Here is a 13629-nt window from a genome sequence, read left to right as displayed (position 1 = left end):
ACTAAACAATACTATTTTTAACCGCTGGACTATCAACAAAGTCTGAGTCTAATACGGATGAAACAGGTAAGATAAACCTGGTACCATCACCGTTTTGTTCCCCAATCCCTTGATTCCTTTTATAGGCAACAAAAATATCTAAAAGCTGGCATTGCCCGATATTTAATACTGCTGTATGATCTAATGAATTTACTTTAAAGGTCTGAAGATTAATCACTGCTGGTGCAAATAACATATGAATACCTCCTATGCTTTATATCAGACCATCAAATCCGAGGGGACAGGGGTAATTATGATAAGCCTTTTGTACGAAAAAAGTCTTCAAGATCATCATCAATTGTGAAACTTTTTGAGGATATGATAGTGGTATGATCTGATAAAAGTTGACCAATTGCTTGGCTTTTCTTTGCAACCACTCTCCTGCCAACGATAACTGCAGAACCGAGAGTAATTGCACTCGAATGGTCCGAGCTATTAATTTTCAAATCACTAAGATTTATTTGTGTAGGTTCAAACACCATAATTCCATTTCCCTTTCTCTATCCATTTTGTATATCTATTACACACTTGATGTCCAAGAATTTGCATTAGTTAAACAAACCGATTCAGCTTGACAGCTATCCTCCCTTCAGGATGAACCCTCTATAAAATTTATATTCTTCACATTCCAAAGAAGAACCTTATATTTATCTTATCTTTGTTGATTACTATAATTTAGGGCATAATGCATTCATTGGAATGTTAACTTATGACTGGCTAATTCTTACCTTTGTGCCAATTGGTACAATTTTCGATAGGGCTAAAACATCTTGGTTATACATTCTAATGCAACCGTGGGAGACCAATTTCCCGATTGATGCAGGATTATTCGTTCCATGTATGCCATAATGTGGTTTTGAAAGCCCCATCCACATCACTCCAAATGGTCCGCCTGGATTTGGCTGTTTATTGATAATTGTATACGTACCCTTCGGTGTGGGAGTTAACATTTTTCCTACACCGATCGGATAGATTTTAACTACCCGCCCATTATTCAAAAGTGCTAAGCGACGTTTAGATGTAGACACATGTATTTCATATGTCATTCGTACCACCTCCTATACAACAATATGAACACTAACGTTGTGTTGCCTTTTTTTGATAAAATAAACGAAAGAAACAAAAAAGGAGATTTGATGGTATGTGCAATGCGGAAATAACAGACTTACAAGTGGAATTGACTCACTTAAAAGAAAAGAACAAACAACTTTATGAAAACAATGTATTCCCTGGTATGAAAAGAAAAGTCGATGAATTTCTTGCTGCTTTTGAGGATTATTTTAGAGAGAGAGGATTTGTTGTTAGAACAGGTCACCAGTCAGTAATGGTTGCCTATGATTCATTGGAATTTAAAGCCTTTACTAATGACGGAAATGATATTTTTATCATGAAAGATAGGGAGCAAATCGCTTCAATTTCTGTTAAATACAATACTCCTAATCAGTCAGCTTCTTATACTTTTGACCATACGATTGACCAACTTAAATGGGAAATTAAAAAGGAACAAACGCTTTCAAATTATTTGGAAACACCTGAGTTTTTTTATACCGGAAGTGAGTTTGGACGTCGTTATGAACTTCCTTTAACCGTATTAGATAGTATTTTTCATGTATAAAAAGGTTGTTTTCGTAAAGGACCGTTCCTTTCCGCTACAGGTACTTGCTTTCCTCGGGGAGGAAGTCGAGCCTCCTCAGCGCTTTGCGCTTGCGGGGTCTCGACCTTTCCTCTATATCCCGAAGGAGTCAAGTGCCTTCCGCTCCAATCCACTCTGCGCTATTAATACTGTTAAAAGTAACAATCTTTTAATAAATAGCCTATAAAGACAGTAAAGAAAGAGCAGGTTTCTTATGAGAGATATTTATTAGCATTGTGCAAAAATATTCCTCAATACAAGAACATTTTTTAATCATTTAGAAAAACTTCTAGTTTAGTAGAGTGATCCTGAACGATTTTTGAACTGGTTCGAAAGTTTATTTTCTCATGAAACAATGGTCCATCAAAAACAAATGTATGGTATTCACCCGATTCACCCATCGGACATACATCATACGTTTGAATTTCCTTCCAAAATTCTTTATCGATTCGTTTTCCAAGCCATTTATCCGGAACTTGATTATGCATCGTTCTGATAACTATTGCTTGGTAACCTGTATCGATAAAAGTAGAAAGCGCGCAAATGGCATTCTCTTGTCTCATCCATAATGGGTAAAGAGCTTCAAGTTCCGCGCCTTTCGCTAATTTTTCGCCCCATTCCCGATGCCCATCTAAGTATAAATCACCAAAGGCAATAGCATCTAATTGGTAAATTTCCTTTAGCTTTATTATTTCTCTGTGGAAGTCATCCGTATAGCTATCGAAAGAACAATGTATAATGTAGACTGGAATCCGAAGCGATTTTGCTTGCGCTTCGATTAATTCGATTCTTTCCCCATGCGCAAAGGTTAAGCCCGTTTCCTTCGGAGCAGTAGTAACAAGACAAGCTATTTCATACCCTTGTTTCACCAATTCATACAATGCTTGACAACTGTCTTTCCCTCCACTCCAAGAAAGAGCAACTCGTTTTCCCAAGATCCATCTCCCCTTTTAGTTAGGCTAATTAAAGTGTAGCACGCAAACAACCAATTACTTATTTCTTTGCATACTTCTCCTGAAATCCATATTCCAACATAGCGGTGGAATCATTCCATACATCTTCTTTCGAAGAATGCAACACGACTGAAATCAGCTTTTTCCCATTTCTGGAAGCAGATGATACTAAACAGTGACCAGCTTCATCTGTAAATCCTGTTTTTATCCCATCTGCTCCATTAAAATAATGTTTGCTGCTACGATTTACAAGCTCATTACGATTATAAAAGGTTTCGGACGAGTCTTTATACACCTCTTCACTGACGATCTCCCGAAATTCCTTAAACTTTCTTGCTTCCCTTGCAATCTTTGCCAAATCTTCCGCAGTCGAATAATGATTAGGATTATGTAGTCCATGAGGATTGACGAAATGTGAATGGGTTGCTCCGATTTGCTTTGCTCTCACATTCATTAATTTAGCAAAATAGTCTAATGCAGCCTCTGAAGACATATTTGGCTGGTTACTATCCTTTTTGGCGATATAGACAGCAACTGCCCTTGCTGCATCATTTCCGGAAGGGAGTAACATCGCTCGTAATAACACTCCGAGCGGCAGCACCTGACCAGGTTTCAGACCGGCAGAACTTTCCTCACGCTCCCTTAATAATATTTCATTTCCTATCTGTATTGGATCATTTACATTCGTCTTCTCTAAAGCAATTAGTGCGGTTAATATTTTCGTCGTACTTGCAGGATATAAACGTTCATTCGCATTTTTAGCATAAAGGATTTTCCCACTACTCTCATCCATCAATACACCTGCCTTTCCTTTAATCAAATTTCTATCAGATTGAATATGTAGACCGAATGGTTTTTTCAAATACTCAGGATATTTATATAAAATGCCGCTTATAAAAAGGATAATACATAGAATAAGAAACTTTTTCACCACTAACACCTCTTAATAAAAAATCGTTTTCTTTACTATAAAACGTGAAGCTTAAGTGGTTTGTAAATATTTCTTAAGTCTTTCTTAAGGAAAAAAAATCACCTATTCAATATAGGCGATTTGATTTAAAGGGAGTGTAATAGTGAATTTCGTTTCTTGTTTATTACTCGTTACTTCTATGTGACCATCATGCTGTTCGACTATACTCTTCGTAATAGCCAGTCCAAGTCCCGAACCTCCCGTATCTAACGAACGTGATTTCTCGACCCGATAAAACCTGTCAAAAATATATGGAAGGTCAGCAGAGGTAATCGGTTCACCATAATTAGTCACTTCGACAATAGCTTTGCCTTCTAACTTTTTGGCCCTTAATAATATCCTCTTCCCTTCTTTTCCATACTTCATCCCATTTGATATTAAATTTTCGAATACTCTTACTAATTTATCCGCATCCGCTTTAATCATAATATTCTCATCTACAGCAATAAAATTAATTTCCATATCAGCCTCTTCAAGAATCGGGATAAACTGAGCGGTAATTTGAGATAATAGCTGAATCAAGTCAATTTCGATTTTTTCCAAACGTTGAGTGCCAAAGTTTACACGTGTGTATTCAAATAAATCACTAACCATTCGTTCCAAGTTCATGGCCTTTTCATACGCGATATTCACGTAATAACGAAGCTCGACCTCATCTTTATAGCGATCCTCTTCAATTAAACGCAAGTACCCCATAATTGATGTTAGAGGGGTCCTGAGATCATGTGAGACATTCGTAATTAATTCGTTCTTCCCTTGTACTGCCCGCCGCTCCTCTTGTATTGAATGGTGCAATTGTTCGGAAATCCGATTAATATTACCTGCCATTTCCCCTAATTCATTATTTGAATAAACGGGAACTTGAAAATCAAGTTCTCCTTCGGATATTTTTTTCGTCCCCTCCAACACCTTATTAAAGTCCCTGCCCCATCCTCTACTAAGGATGAGTACAAATAAGATAAATAAAAGAAAGTAGATGAACATTCCCAAATATGCATAACCGTATTTTTGATCGAATCGATAAAAACTGTATAATACACGATAAGGAATAACCGACATATTTTTTAAAATATATAATATGACGAAAAGGATTGCGAAAACAATTGTAGATAAAACTAAGCTGCTTAGAATAAGAAGCATAATCTTTCCTTGTATTTGATTAATCAACCTATTCTTCAATCTTGTAACCGACCCCCCATACGGTTTTGATCAATTTATAACCTAATTCCTTCTCTAGTTTATCTCTTAGATGACTAATATGAACCATTACCGTATTATTAGAGGCAAAGTATTTCTCATCCCATACACGTTCAAAAATCTCTTCTGTGCTAAAAACCCTTCCTCGATGACTAGCAAGTAAATATAAAATATCAAACTCTTTAGCCGTTAGCGAAATCGGGATACCACCATTTAATACTTGATGTGAGCTGCGATTGATCTCAAGTGAATGAATGCTGATAATTTCACTTTCATTCGACTGCGTGTCAATTTTATATTGGTAGGATCTTCTTAATAATGACTTTACGCGAGCTATCAACTCCAATGGATTGAATGGCTTAATCATATAATCATCCGCCCCCGTCATAAGACCAAGGACTTTATCCATATCTTCCCCTTTTGCACTCAACATAATAATAGGAACCTGATTCTTTTCCCTAATCCTGCGACATAATTCCATCCCGTCCATCTCAGGCATCATAATATCTATAATCATCAATTCTACCTGCTCATGGTTCATAATCGCTAAAGCTTCCACCCCGTTGTGGGCTTTTAACACATGAAACCCTTCATTCTTCAAATAAATCGTGATTAAATTTACAATTTCTCTCTCGTCATCAACAACTAATATGTTTTTCATATTAATCTCCATTCATAACTATTGATAGATATAGTGTATATTGAAAAGTCTACCAATTTATACTTCGAAACGCTACTGTTAAAAAACTTTTCATAATGAAAATAAAAAGGACCTATTTGTTCTCATAAAAACAAATAGATCCTTTTTCTGCTATAAAACAAAGCTAACAATAATAGCTGACAGTATGCTAACAAGTGTAGCACCATATAATAATTTTAATCCGAAGCGTGCAACAGTGTTTCCTTGTTTTTCACTTAATCCCTTCACTGCACCTGCTATAATACCGATGGATGAGAAGTTAGCAAATGAAACGAGAAACACAGAGATGATTCCAATTGTTCGTGAGCTAAAGCTTGATTGAATTTTGGTTAGGTCAATCATCGCTACAAATTCATTGGTCACAAGCTTTGTAGCCATAATTCCGCCCGCTTTTACTGCATCTGCCCATGGAATTCCCATGATAAAGGCAACAGGGGAGAAAATATAGCCCAGAATTTGCTGGAATGAAATACCGAATATCAAATCAAAAACATTATTTATAGCCGCTATTAATGCAACAAAACCAATTAACATTGCCCCAACTATGATTGCTACTTTAAAGCCATCAAGAATATATTCTCCTAACATTTCAAAGAAGCTTTGCTTTTCCTCTTGAATTTCTAAAATATCTTCTTTGCTGTCAACCTTATATGGATTAATAATCGAAGAGATGATAAATCCGCCAAATAAATTGATGACGAGTGCTGTAACTACATATTTTGGTTCAATCATCGTCATATATGCGCCAACAATAGACATTGAAACAGTCGACATGGCCGAAGCACATAACGTATATAAACGATGTGGAGGAAGATGATTCAATTGTTTTTTCACCGTTATAAATACTTCTGATTGCCCGACCATAGCAGAGGCAACTGCGTTATAAGATTCCAGTTTCCCCATCCCATTAATTTTACTAAGCAACAATCCGATCCCTTTCATGATCAATGGAAGAATCCGTAAATATTGAAATATTCCAATCAATACTGAAATAAATACAATTGGAAGAAGAACATTTAAAAAGAAAGGGGCTTCCCCTTTATTAGCAATTCCTCCAAATACAAAGGAGATTCCTTCACCAGCATATTCAAGCAGTTTTGTAAAAATTTCTGCAATAGCTTTAATTAATACCAATCCAAACTTTGTATTCAACAATAATGCAGCTAGTACAATCTGAATAACAATCATTAAAATAATCGGTTTATAATTAACCTTTTTACGGTTATTACTTACTAGCAAAGCTAGTCCTATTACAATAAGTAAACCGATAATCGAAATAATATATTTCATTATATTTCCTCCATCACGAAATTTTTTCTATGTTGCAGTACTTATGTTTATTTTCCCAATATAATATCGATTATTAAAAGTTATGTATTAAAAGTGTATAAAACAAACGATATTCTACTTAATAAAAATAAGGTCTATAAAATTAAAACATAAAATTTATACTCTCACAACGAAAAGGATTACATTCAGATTATTGTTATTTTAATTTCTATTCTAATATATTTTACCAACCCATATTCACAACACTTAGTATGTGTTAACATCACCTAAAACATGTCAAATCTTTACCGAATCTTAAATCTATGTTCATTCGAATTTAATATTTTGGATTTAAACTTTAATTAAAGAATTTCATGGAGGTGTATTTGGATGGAAACTGAAATCGCTAATGAAATTGCAAGAGGTGCCAATGTAGAAAAAACACTAGCAAAATATTTCGGGCTGTCTGTTACGAAAAACGAAGTTCAAATTATAAAAAAAGCGTTAAATGATAGGGATAAAATAAATCATATGATTGAAGTGTTATGTAGTAGAAATTGGCGAATGAATTCTCGCATTCAATCCTATTGAAAAATCTAAAAAACCGCTGCCTAATTCGCAACGGATTTTTTTGTTTGTTAATATAAATCAAACATATTCACTTCTTTCCCCAGCTCTTTTAAATAATTAAAAAATTGCCCGCGATGGTGAAATGCATGTGTAGTTGTTTCAATCAACCATTTCGCTTGCGTATGACCTTCCATATCAGGAGAAAAATAAAATGGTTTTGTTACCTTTTCTAAGAAGTCCTCTTCAGAAAGTGATTCATAATACGCTTTTAACTCATGGAAGCCTTTTTCCATTACTTCACCTAGTTTGATAACATCAGTCGAGTATAAATCTTTTTCAAGTTGTCTAATTTCAGCTTCTGTCTTTTCTTGTCCAATCGCAATATCAACGAAAGGAATTTGCACTAAATGGTTCGCCTGCTCCAACAAGGTGCGCATTTTTTCATTTGGCTGATAGGAAAAATCCTCCTCAGACACTTTCTTCAGCAATTCCTTTGTTGTTCGAACAGCGATGTATAGTTCTGATAACAACAGCTCACGTAATTTTGATGTACTCATATTCCTACTCTCCTTTTTTAATGTGTTATGTAAATATTTCTTTCCCTTTTTTGAATTTCCCTTCATTTAGGTTAAGGATATTATACTGGATTGTTGATTTCCGCTGCAGGTACTCGCTTTCCGCGGGGCTGGCGATGAGCCTCCTCATCGCTTCTCTCTTGCGGGGTCTCATCTGTCCAGCTAATCCCGCAGGAGTCTCGCACCTTTCGCTTCAATCAACATAGCGTCAATATCAAGACTGAACTTTAACAAAGTATAGGTTAAAAAATGCCTCAATCTTAATTGATTCAGACATTCTATTCTTTCTTTATTTATTTTTTTTAAACATTTTATAAATAAAATATAAAACAATCAATCCAATTGCAATGATCATCGCAGGCTGTATATATGGTTTCGCAAATTCATCAACATGTTTCCAGTTTGATGATAACTGATCCCCTAAAGCAACAAACAAGATCGACCAGGGGATAACGGCCAATGTTGTATACAATGTGAATTTCTTTAACGACATTTTCGTAATCCCAGCAGGAATTGATATTGCATGACGCACGACAGGAATAAAACGAGCTGTAAATATCACACCGGACCCATACTTTTCAAACCATTTTTCCGCAATATCAATATGCTTCTCATGGATAAAAATATATTTCCCGTATTTTTTCAAGAAAGGTCTTCCTCCATACGCACCAATCCAGTAAACAAAAATTTGCGCAATCGTTCCACCAATGACACCAGCGATGACCGCACCGACAAAATTAATATGTCCTTGGGATACAAGATAGCCCGCATATGCTAACACAATTTCACTCGGAATAATTTCGATCATTAGTCCTAATGCCACACCGAAATAACCGAGATCCGTCAAAAAGGTTAAGATTGATTGAATAAAATCGCCCATCATGTCCTCCAAAAGTAGTTTAACCATCCAATATTAATTAAAAGATACTACTAGTATAACGTATATTTGATAGATTTAGTTTCATTTAATTGATGATTACTAATTTTGTCAAAGATATGAAGGGGAAAAGAGAACCAAAAAAACGATGAATCCATCGTTTTTAATGTCCTATTTTTTCATCGATGACCGTTGTGTTAACTTCTTCACCAAACCATTGAATCACTTTATCTTTGGCTTTAGCCTTAACTTCTTTATCTATATGTGCAGCCACTTGCAAAACCGCAGCGCCAAGTGCACCTAAGTCGTCTACATAGCCAATCCCCGGAAGGAAATCGGGCAGTAAATCTGTTGGAAGAATAAAGTATCCTAATGCACCGATAATAAACACCTTCGTTTTCTTAGGAACAGTTGGTTTCTGTAATGTGTAGTACAGTAAGAGAACAGCATAGACGACTACCCCGCCTGCCTTCTTTCCATATTTTTTAAGCTTGTCCCAAAACTTATGATCAGAATAATGCCTGCTCGAACGTTGCATTTCGCTAGTTAATTTTTCTTCATCATATTGCTGGATATCTTTTTTCATTTAAAATAGCTCCTTTCTGCTTAAGTATCTATCTTCTTTATTTATTTTTGTTCAGATCCTTCCATAAACAATTGTGTGCATCGAATCCATTCCCTTGCTGCAAAAGATAAGTAGCGGTCTTTTCTCCAAATGATCCCTAGGTTCCAAGGGATTCTTGGTTCGGTTAGTGGAATAATCGACACCTCTTTCCGATTGACCTGTTTACATATGGTTTCCGGCAGGAGGGCTACCCCAAGATTAGCTACTACCATTTCACTAATAAAATCCCACTGTGAGCTTTCATAAATAATATCCGGCTGAAAACCAGAACGAACACATTCTCTAATGATTCGATCGTGTAAGGCAAAATCCTTTCCAAACAATATAAAAGACTCATGGGCCAATTCAGAAAGCGAAATAGATTCCTTTTTACTTAATCGGTGGTCAGGGTGTGTAAGCAGCATTAGATTTTCATTCACAAATGAAAAAGTATGAAAGAGCTCCTCGCTCACTGGCAAAACGACGACCCCTAAATCAAGCGTACCATTTCCAACATCTCTTTCCACTTTTTTTGCCCCATCTTCAACAAGCTGAACAGTAATATTCGGATACTTTTTATGAAATGCCTGAATAACCTTTGGGAAAAATCGTGAGCCAACCATTGGCGGTAATCCTATATGGATATTTCCCTTTTTTAACTGAATTAAATCATCTAATTCCGAAGAAAGATTATCGAATGATTGAATAATATTCCGCGCTTGAACGAGAATAATTTCCCCTGCATCAGTTAGTTTGGCCTGTTTACCTGTACGATCAAATAAAACAACACCAAGCTCATCTTCAATACTCTTCACCATTTTACTAATGGTTGGCTGTGAAACATAGAGCTTTTGTGCAGCTTTTGTGAAATTCCCTTCCTTAGCAACTGCAACAAAGTATTTTAAATGTTGAATATCCAAAACAACCGCACCCTCTTATAACTTTTTAGAATAGCTATCATTCTCTATATTCATTTTACCTATATAAAAATGTGCTGTACACTTTATATAGAGATTTTTTTCATAAATGAGGGGAAGAAATTGAAAAAATTATTAATTGGATTCATCCAAATCGTGATGTTAACCGTTTTTACGTATATTATGGGGAAACTTTCCGAATTTCTGCATCTTAACATTCCGGGCAGTATTTTAGGATTGGTTATTTTATTTATTTTATTACAAACGAAGGTAATAAGGCTGAAGTGGATTGAAATTGGAGGAAATTTGTTAGTCGCCGAATTGTTGTTATTTTTTATTCCTTCGGCAGTAGGCATTCTTCAATATAAACAATTATTACTGGAAAATGGCTTTAAAATTTTTGCTGTTATTATCATTAGTTCCACAATTGTCATGGCATGTTCTGGTTTTTTAGCAGAGAAAATGGCACGCCGAAAGGAGAAAAAGACACAGCATGTTGACACTTATGTATATACTTCTCACCATTAGTATTTATTGGCTAGCAAAATGGGGATACAGTAAAACTAAAAAAATATACTTTTCACCGCTTTTAGTAGCTCCATTTTTGATTATATTATTGCTTGTATTCTTCCATATAACGTATGATTCATATAATCACGGAGCCATTTGGTTAACGAAATTATTACAACCAGCAACCGTGGCATTAGCGATTCCACTCTATCGTTTTTACCCGATTTTAAAAAAATATATGAGTGAAATTCTTTTTAGTGTGTTTTTCGGTTCGATTATGTCTATTCTTGCGTCGTTTACGATTTCGGGTGTAATCCATTTAAATAAAACACTGTCTACGAGCATTATTCCTTATTCGATTACAACACCGATTGCGATGGGAGTTTCGACAAAAATTGGCGGTGTTCCGACCATTACTGCTGTATTTGTAATTATCACCGGGATTATTGGAATGATTCTCGGACCATGGATGATCCGCCTCTTTCGAATCAAAAGTGAAATAGCAAGAGGGGTATTGCTAGGTACGAGTTCACACGGTGCAGGGACATCAAAGGCATTAGAATTAAGTCATGCAACTGGAGCTGTCTCCAGTGTTTGCATGGTATTAGCTGCGATTATGTCATTTTGTCTTTCCCCATGGATCTATCAGCATTTATTACACTAGAGGAGCCTTACATGCTCCTCCTTTTTATCCTTTTAATTGCTTTAAGTGATGTTGATCGTGTTCTACTTCACCTTTTACATAAGACTCAAGTGTATATTTATTATCATTTATGATAAACGTCTGCGACAAATCCTGGTCCTTTAATGAATCTACAAGTATCTCTCTTTGTTTAATGGCTTTATTGATCAGATCGGACAGCTGTATTCCTGAATGAGCATATTTATCGGCTTTATTATTCATTTCTTCAACATAGCTTGCGTCAATACTAGGCAACGTTCCACCCTCTAACATTGCAGGCAGCCTTTTTTCATAAAAGAAACGATCCCAGTAGAAGATATGGGCAATAATTGCTGCTTTGGACCATTTCCCTTCAGCAATCGTTTTAAAAAATTCCTCATGTTGTTCCGCTTTAATATTTTTCAAATAATCGATCCAGCCTGTTAATTGATTGACTATCGTATTCATTTCCATCCCATCCCTGTTTGTTATTTTGTATGTATTTCTTTTCGTTAACGGCATGGTAAATTCCTCTTTTATTTATATTAAAATTGACTAATTCATATGAACGGGTCAATCCTTAATGGATAATAAACAACACGATGTCCGTGCGACCTAATGCTGAAAGGCATAAAATATCGACACTATTAATCTGCAGATTACTAGGCCAGCCAGTTAATGAAAAAAGGGTTCAGTAAATAATTACCGAACCCTCTCCAATCTATTCTTCTTGTTCTACCATATTGTAATAATCAACACTATACATAGCACCTTCACTGACCATTTTATTATCAGCTATATCGTGGGGATCGGAGTGGCCTATCTTCGTCATCGGTGATTTATTGTGCTTTTTCTTTTTCATCCAGGAATCCGCCTTCGTTTTAACATTATTCAACATAACCCGTGCCTTCTCACGATTGTTCTTAGATGAAAGAAACGACACACCAGCAATTCCTATACCTGCTAGTACAACCCGATTTAATTTCGCCATTTTAATCATCTCCTTGTTTTATTTAATACCCCCTTTTATTGAAATCATGCATATATTACAAATATTTCACAAATTGTTTGTGTGAAAATTATTTTTTATAAAATAAACTAACTAACTATTAGTAAGTTAACAAAAGGTGTATAATAGATAACAACTAGGAAGAAAGTTATGCTTCATTCCATATAGGAGGTGTAGCAATATGGAAAATTCACGACTATGTCCAAAATTTGAGAAGGCATTTCAATTATTAGGAAAACGATGGATTGGTGTAATTATCCGTGTTTTGGAAAGTCACCCAATGCGATTTAATGAAATTGCCGAGCAAATTCCACATATAAGTCAAAAAATGCTTTCCGATCGATTAAAGGAATTGGAAAACGAGAATATCGTTATTCGGGATGTGTATCCGGAAACACCCGTTCGAATCGAGTATCGATTAAGTGAAAAAGGTCATGCGATTACTCCAGTTCTTGACGAAGTCCAGCATTGGGCGGATAAATGGGTTTCGATGAACAGCTGTAACGAATAAGAAATTACCTTAGCTTTTATTTTGAGCTAAGGTTTTTTTATGTCGAAATATTATTAAAAGAGCACTGACATCGACAAAATATGCAATTACTTATTCAAATTTTCGCTTGATTTGGCTGGATTTTTTATATGTTTAATCAAACGTTTGATTAAATTGCTTGCATGTAGAAACTTGCTATATTTTGATTTTTTTGTTTCAAAAATACTACCTTTACTTTTTTGAACGGTCCACTTTTTTATTAGATTGGTTCGGTTTATTTTTGATCGGTTCATCCTCTTTTTTGATCGGTTCCTTCTCATTTTAATCGGTTTGGGTTGGGCTTGGTTCTAGTGTTTCGATTTTGGGAACAACCAAGTTGGATTTTTGTATTGGATCTTGGGTTTCATTCGCTCGTTTTGATGACCAAGATGGACTTTGGATTTGGATCTTGGGCTCCATTCGCCCGCTTTGATGACCAAGATGGATCTAAGTTTTGGATCTTGGGCTTCATTCGCTCGCTTTAGCGACCAAGATGGATTTAAGTTTTGGATCTTGGACTCCATTCGCCCGCTTTGATGACCAAGATGGATTTAAAAATTGGATCCTGGGCTTCATTCGGAGTTTTTTTCATAATGTAAGAGAATGTATAAAATTT

Annotated in this window: 19 protein-coding genes; 5 read left to right on the top strand and 14 right to left on the bottom strand. The window is 35.5% G+C overall.

Going from position 1 to position 13629, the window contains the following annotated elements; translation table 11 throughout:
- Position 1: 1 nt before the first annotated feature.
- From B5V89_RS15775 to B5V89_RS15765, 3 genes are all read right to left on the bottom strand, one after another.
- Positions 2-235 (bottom strand): hypothetical protein, encoded by a 234-nt coding sequence (locus B5V89_RS15775; RefSeq protein ID WP_108072894.1) that lies wholly within the window; start codon positions 233-235, stop codon positions 2-4.
- Between the two features lie 55 nt (positions 236-290).
- Positions 291-521, bottom strand: a complete 231-nt coding sequence (locus B5V89_RS15770) for a hypothetical protein (protein ID WP_108072892.1) — start codon at positions 519-521, stop codon at positions 291-293.
- 225 nt (positions 522-746) lie between these two features.
- Positions 747-1085, bottom strand: coding sequence for a L,D-transpeptidase (locus B5V89_RS15765; RefSeq protein WP_108072890.1), 339 nt, complete (start codon positions 1083-1085; stop codon positions 747-749).
- A gap of 95 nt (positions 1086-1180) precedes the next feature.
- Here B5V89_RS15765 and B5V89_RS15760 point away from each other — a divergent pair, with 95 nt between their 5' ends.
- Positions 1181-1654 (top strand): hypothetical protein, encoded by a 474-nt coding sequence (locus tag B5V89_RS15760; RefSeq protein WP_108072889.1) that lies wholly within the window; start codon positions 1181-1183, stop codon positions 1652-1654.
- A gap of 287 nt (positions 1655-1941) precedes the next feature.
- Here B5V89_RS15760 and B5V89_RS15755 read toward each other — a convergent pair whose 3' ends face one another.
- The 5 genes from B5V89_RS15755 to B5V89_RS15735 all read right to left on the bottom strand — a co-directional run bounded on the left by B5V89_RS15755 (position 1942) and on the right by B5V89_RS15735 (position 6782).
- Complete coding sequence (locus tag B5V89_RS15755; protein ID WP_108072887.1) at positions 1942-2607, bottom strand: Dph6-related ATP pyrophosphatase; 666 nt, start codon at positions 2605-2607, stop codon at positions 1942-1944.
- Between the two features lie 58 nt (positions 2608-2665).
- A complete protein-coding gene (locus B5V89_RS15750; RefSeq protein WP_108072886.1) occupies positions 2666-3556 on the bottom strand; it encodes a D-alanyl-D-alanine carboxypeptidase family protein in 891 nt (296 codons plus the stop codon).
- A 102-nt stretch (positions 3557-3658) separates the two neighbouring features.
- Positions 3659-4774, bottom strand: a complete 1116-nt coding sequence (locus B5V89_RS15745) for a sensor histidine kinase (protein ID WP_244913517.1) — start codon at positions 4772-4774, stop codon at positions 3659-3661.
- Positions 4764-5465 carry a response regulator transcription factor gene (locus B5V89_RS15740; RefSeq protein WP_425319840.1) on the bottom strand — a complete coding sequence of 234 codons (702 nt, stop codon included), beginning with the start codon at positions 5463-5465 and terminating at the stop codon, positions 4764-4766. The genes B5V89_RS15745 and B5V89_RS15740 overlap by 11 nt, the downstream gene beginning before the upstream one ends.
- Positions 5466-5603: 138 nt before the next feature.
- Positions 5604-6782 (bottom strand): NupC/NupG family nucleoside CNT transporter, encoded by a 1179-nt coding sequence (locus B5V89_RS15735; RefSeq protein WP_108072882.1) that lies wholly within the window; start codon positions 6780-6782, stop codon positions 5604-5606.
- Positions 6783-7151: 369 nt separating this feature from the next.
- Here B5V89_RS15735 and B5V89_RS15730 point away from each other — a divergent pair, with 369 nt between their 5' ends.
- Positions 7152-7352, top strand: coding sequence for a hypothetical protein (locus B5V89_RS15730; RefSeq protein ID WP_107921150.1), 201 nt, complete (start codon positions 7152-7154; stop codon positions 7350-7352).
- Between the two features lie 47 nt (positions 7353-7399).
- Here B5V89_RS15730 and B5V89_RS15725 read toward each other — a convergent pair whose 3' ends face one another.
- The 4 genes from B5V89_RS15725 to cidR all read right to left on the bottom strand — a co-directional run bounded on the left by B5V89_RS15725 (position 7400) and on the right by cidR (position 10307).
- Positions 7400-7888, bottom strand: a complete 489-nt coding sequence (locus B5V89_RS15725; protein ID WP_107921149.1) for a DinB family protein — start codon at positions 7886-7888, stop codon at positions 7400-7402.
- Between the two features lie 307 nt (positions 7889-8195).
- Complete coding sequence (gene uptA, locus B5V89_RS15720; RefSeq protein ID WP_108072879.1) at positions 8196-8786, bottom strand: undecaprenyl phosphate transporter UptA; 591 nt, start codon at positions 8784-8786, stop codon at positions 8196-8198.
- A gap of 160 nt (positions 8787-8946) precedes the next feature.
- Positions 8947-9321 carry a YkvA family protein gene (locus tag B5V89_RS15715; RefSeq protein WP_084347438.1) on the bottom strand — a complete coding sequence of 125 codons (375 nt, stop codon included), beginning with the start codon at positions 9319-9321 and terminating at the stop codon, positions 8947-8949.
- Between the two features lie 89 nt (positions 9322-9410).
- Positions 9411-10307 (bottom strand): cidABC operon transcriptional activator CidR, encoded by an 897-nt coding sequence (gene cidR, locus B5V89_RS15710; RefSeq protein ID WP_066227980.1) that lies wholly within the window; start codon positions 10305-10307, stop codon positions 9411-9413.
- Between the two features lie 120 nt (positions 10308-10427).
- On the opposite strand from cidR, the gene B5V89_RS15705 reads away from it, so the two are divergent.
- Complete coding sequence (locus B5V89_RS15705) at positions 10428-10832, top strand: CidA/LrgA family protein (protein ID WP_108072877.1); 405 nt, start codon at positions 10428-10430, stop codon at positions 10830-10832.
- On the top strand, positions 10798-11478 hold the full coding sequence (locus B5V89_RS15700; RefSeq protein ID WP_066231128.1) for an LrgB family protein: 681 nt from the start codon (positions 10798-10800) through the stop codon (positions 11476-11478). The genes B5V89_RS15705 and B5V89_RS15700 overlap by 35 nt, the downstream gene beginning before the upstream one ends.
- A 24-nt stretch (positions 11479-11502) precedes the next feature.
- Here B5V89_RS15700 and B5V89_RS15695 read toward each other — a convergent pair whose 3' ends face one another.
- Together B5V89_RS15695 and B5V89_RS15690 are read right to left on the bottom strand one after the other, a co-directional pair.
- Positions 11503-11943 (bottom strand): DinB family protein, encoded by a 441-nt coding sequence (locus B5V89_RS15695; protein WP_213083811.1) that lies wholly within the window; start codon positions 11941-11943, stop codon positions 11503-11505.
- Positions 11944-12196: 253 nt separating this feature from the next.
- A complete protein-coding gene (locus B5V89_RS15690; RefSeq protein ID WP_108072873.1) occupies positions 12197-12466 on the bottom strand; it encodes a hypothetical protein in 270 nt (89 codons plus the stop codon).
- Positions 12467-12665: 199 nt separating this feature from the next.
- Here B5V89_RS15690 and B5V89_RS15685 point away from each other — a divergent pair, with 199 nt between their 5' ends.
- On the top strand, positions 12666-12995 hold the full coding sequence (locus B5V89_RS15685; RefSeq protein ID WP_066231120.1) for a winged helix-turn-helix transcriptional regulator: 330 nt from the start codon (positions 12666-12668) through the stop codon (positions 12993-12995).
- Positions 12996-13629: the final 634 nt, after the last annotated feature.

This window comes from Heyndrickxia sporothermodurans, from assembly GCF_003055045.1.
GTDB classification, from domain to species: domain Bacteria; phylum Bacillota; class Bacilli; order Bacillales; family Bacillaceae_C; genus Heyndrickxia; species Heyndrickxia sporothermodurans.
The sequence above is the reverse complement of the archived record's forward strand: the minus strand, read 5'-3'. Positions and strand labels throughout refer to the sequence as shown.

Bases quoted from the DNA above. Each gene is read 5' to 3' on its own strand.
- B5V89_RS15700 (WP_066231128.1), top strand. From the start codon at position 10,798: ATGTTGACACTTATGTATATACTTCTCACCATTAGTATTTATTGGCTA.
- B5V89_RS15725 (WP_107921149.1), bottom strand. From the start codon at position 7,888: ATGAGTACATCAAAATTACGTGAGCTGTTGTTATCAGAACTATACATC.
- B5V89_RS15685 (WP_066231120.1), top strand. From the start codon at position 12,666: ATGGAAAATTCACGACTATGTCCAAAATTTGAGAAGGCATTTCAATTA.
- uptA (WP_108072879.1), bottom strand. From the start codon at position 8,786: ATGGGCGATTTTATTCAATCAATCTTAACCTTTTTGACGGATCTCGGT.
- B5V89_RS15775 (WP_108072894.1), bottom strand. From the start codon at position 235: ATGTTATTTGCACCAGCAGTGATTAATCTTCAGACCTTTAAAGTAAAT.
- B5V89_RS15770 (WP_108072892.1), bottom strand. From the start codon at position 521: ATGGTGTTTGAACCTACACAAATAAATCTTAGTGATTTGAAAATTAAT.
- B5V89_RS15715 (WP_084347438.1), bottom strand. From the start codon at position 9,321: ATGCAACGTTCGAGCAGGCATTATTCTGATCATAAGTTTTGGGACAAG.
- B5V89_RS15765 (WP_108072890.1), bottom strand. From the start codon at position 1,085: ATGACATATGAAATACATGTGTCTACATCTAAACGTCGCTTAGCACTT.
- B5V89_RS15730 (WP_107921150.1), top strand. From the start codon at position 7,152: ATGGAAACTGAAATCGCTAATGAAATTGCAAGAGGTGCCAATGTAGAA.
- B5V89_RS15735 (WP_108072882.1), bottom strand. From the start codon at position 6,782: ATGAAATATATTATTTCGATTATCGGTTTACTTATTGTAATAGGACTA.
- B5V89_RS15695 (WP_213083811.1), bottom strand. From the start codon at position 11,943: ATGAATACGATAGTCAATCAATTAACAGGCTGGATCGATTATTTGAAA.
- B5V89_RS15760 (WP_108072889.1), top strand. From the start codon at position 1,181: ATGTGCAATGCGGAAATAACAGACTTACAAGTGGAATTGACTCACTTA.
- B5V89_RS15690 (WP_108072873.1), bottom strand. From the start codon at position 12,466: ATGGCGAAATTAAATCGGGTTGTACTAGCAGGTATAGGAATTGCTGGT.
- B5V89_RS15740 (WP_425319840.1), bottom strand. From the start codon at position 5,465: ATGGAGATTAATATGAAAAACATATTAGTTGTTGATGACGAGAGAGAA.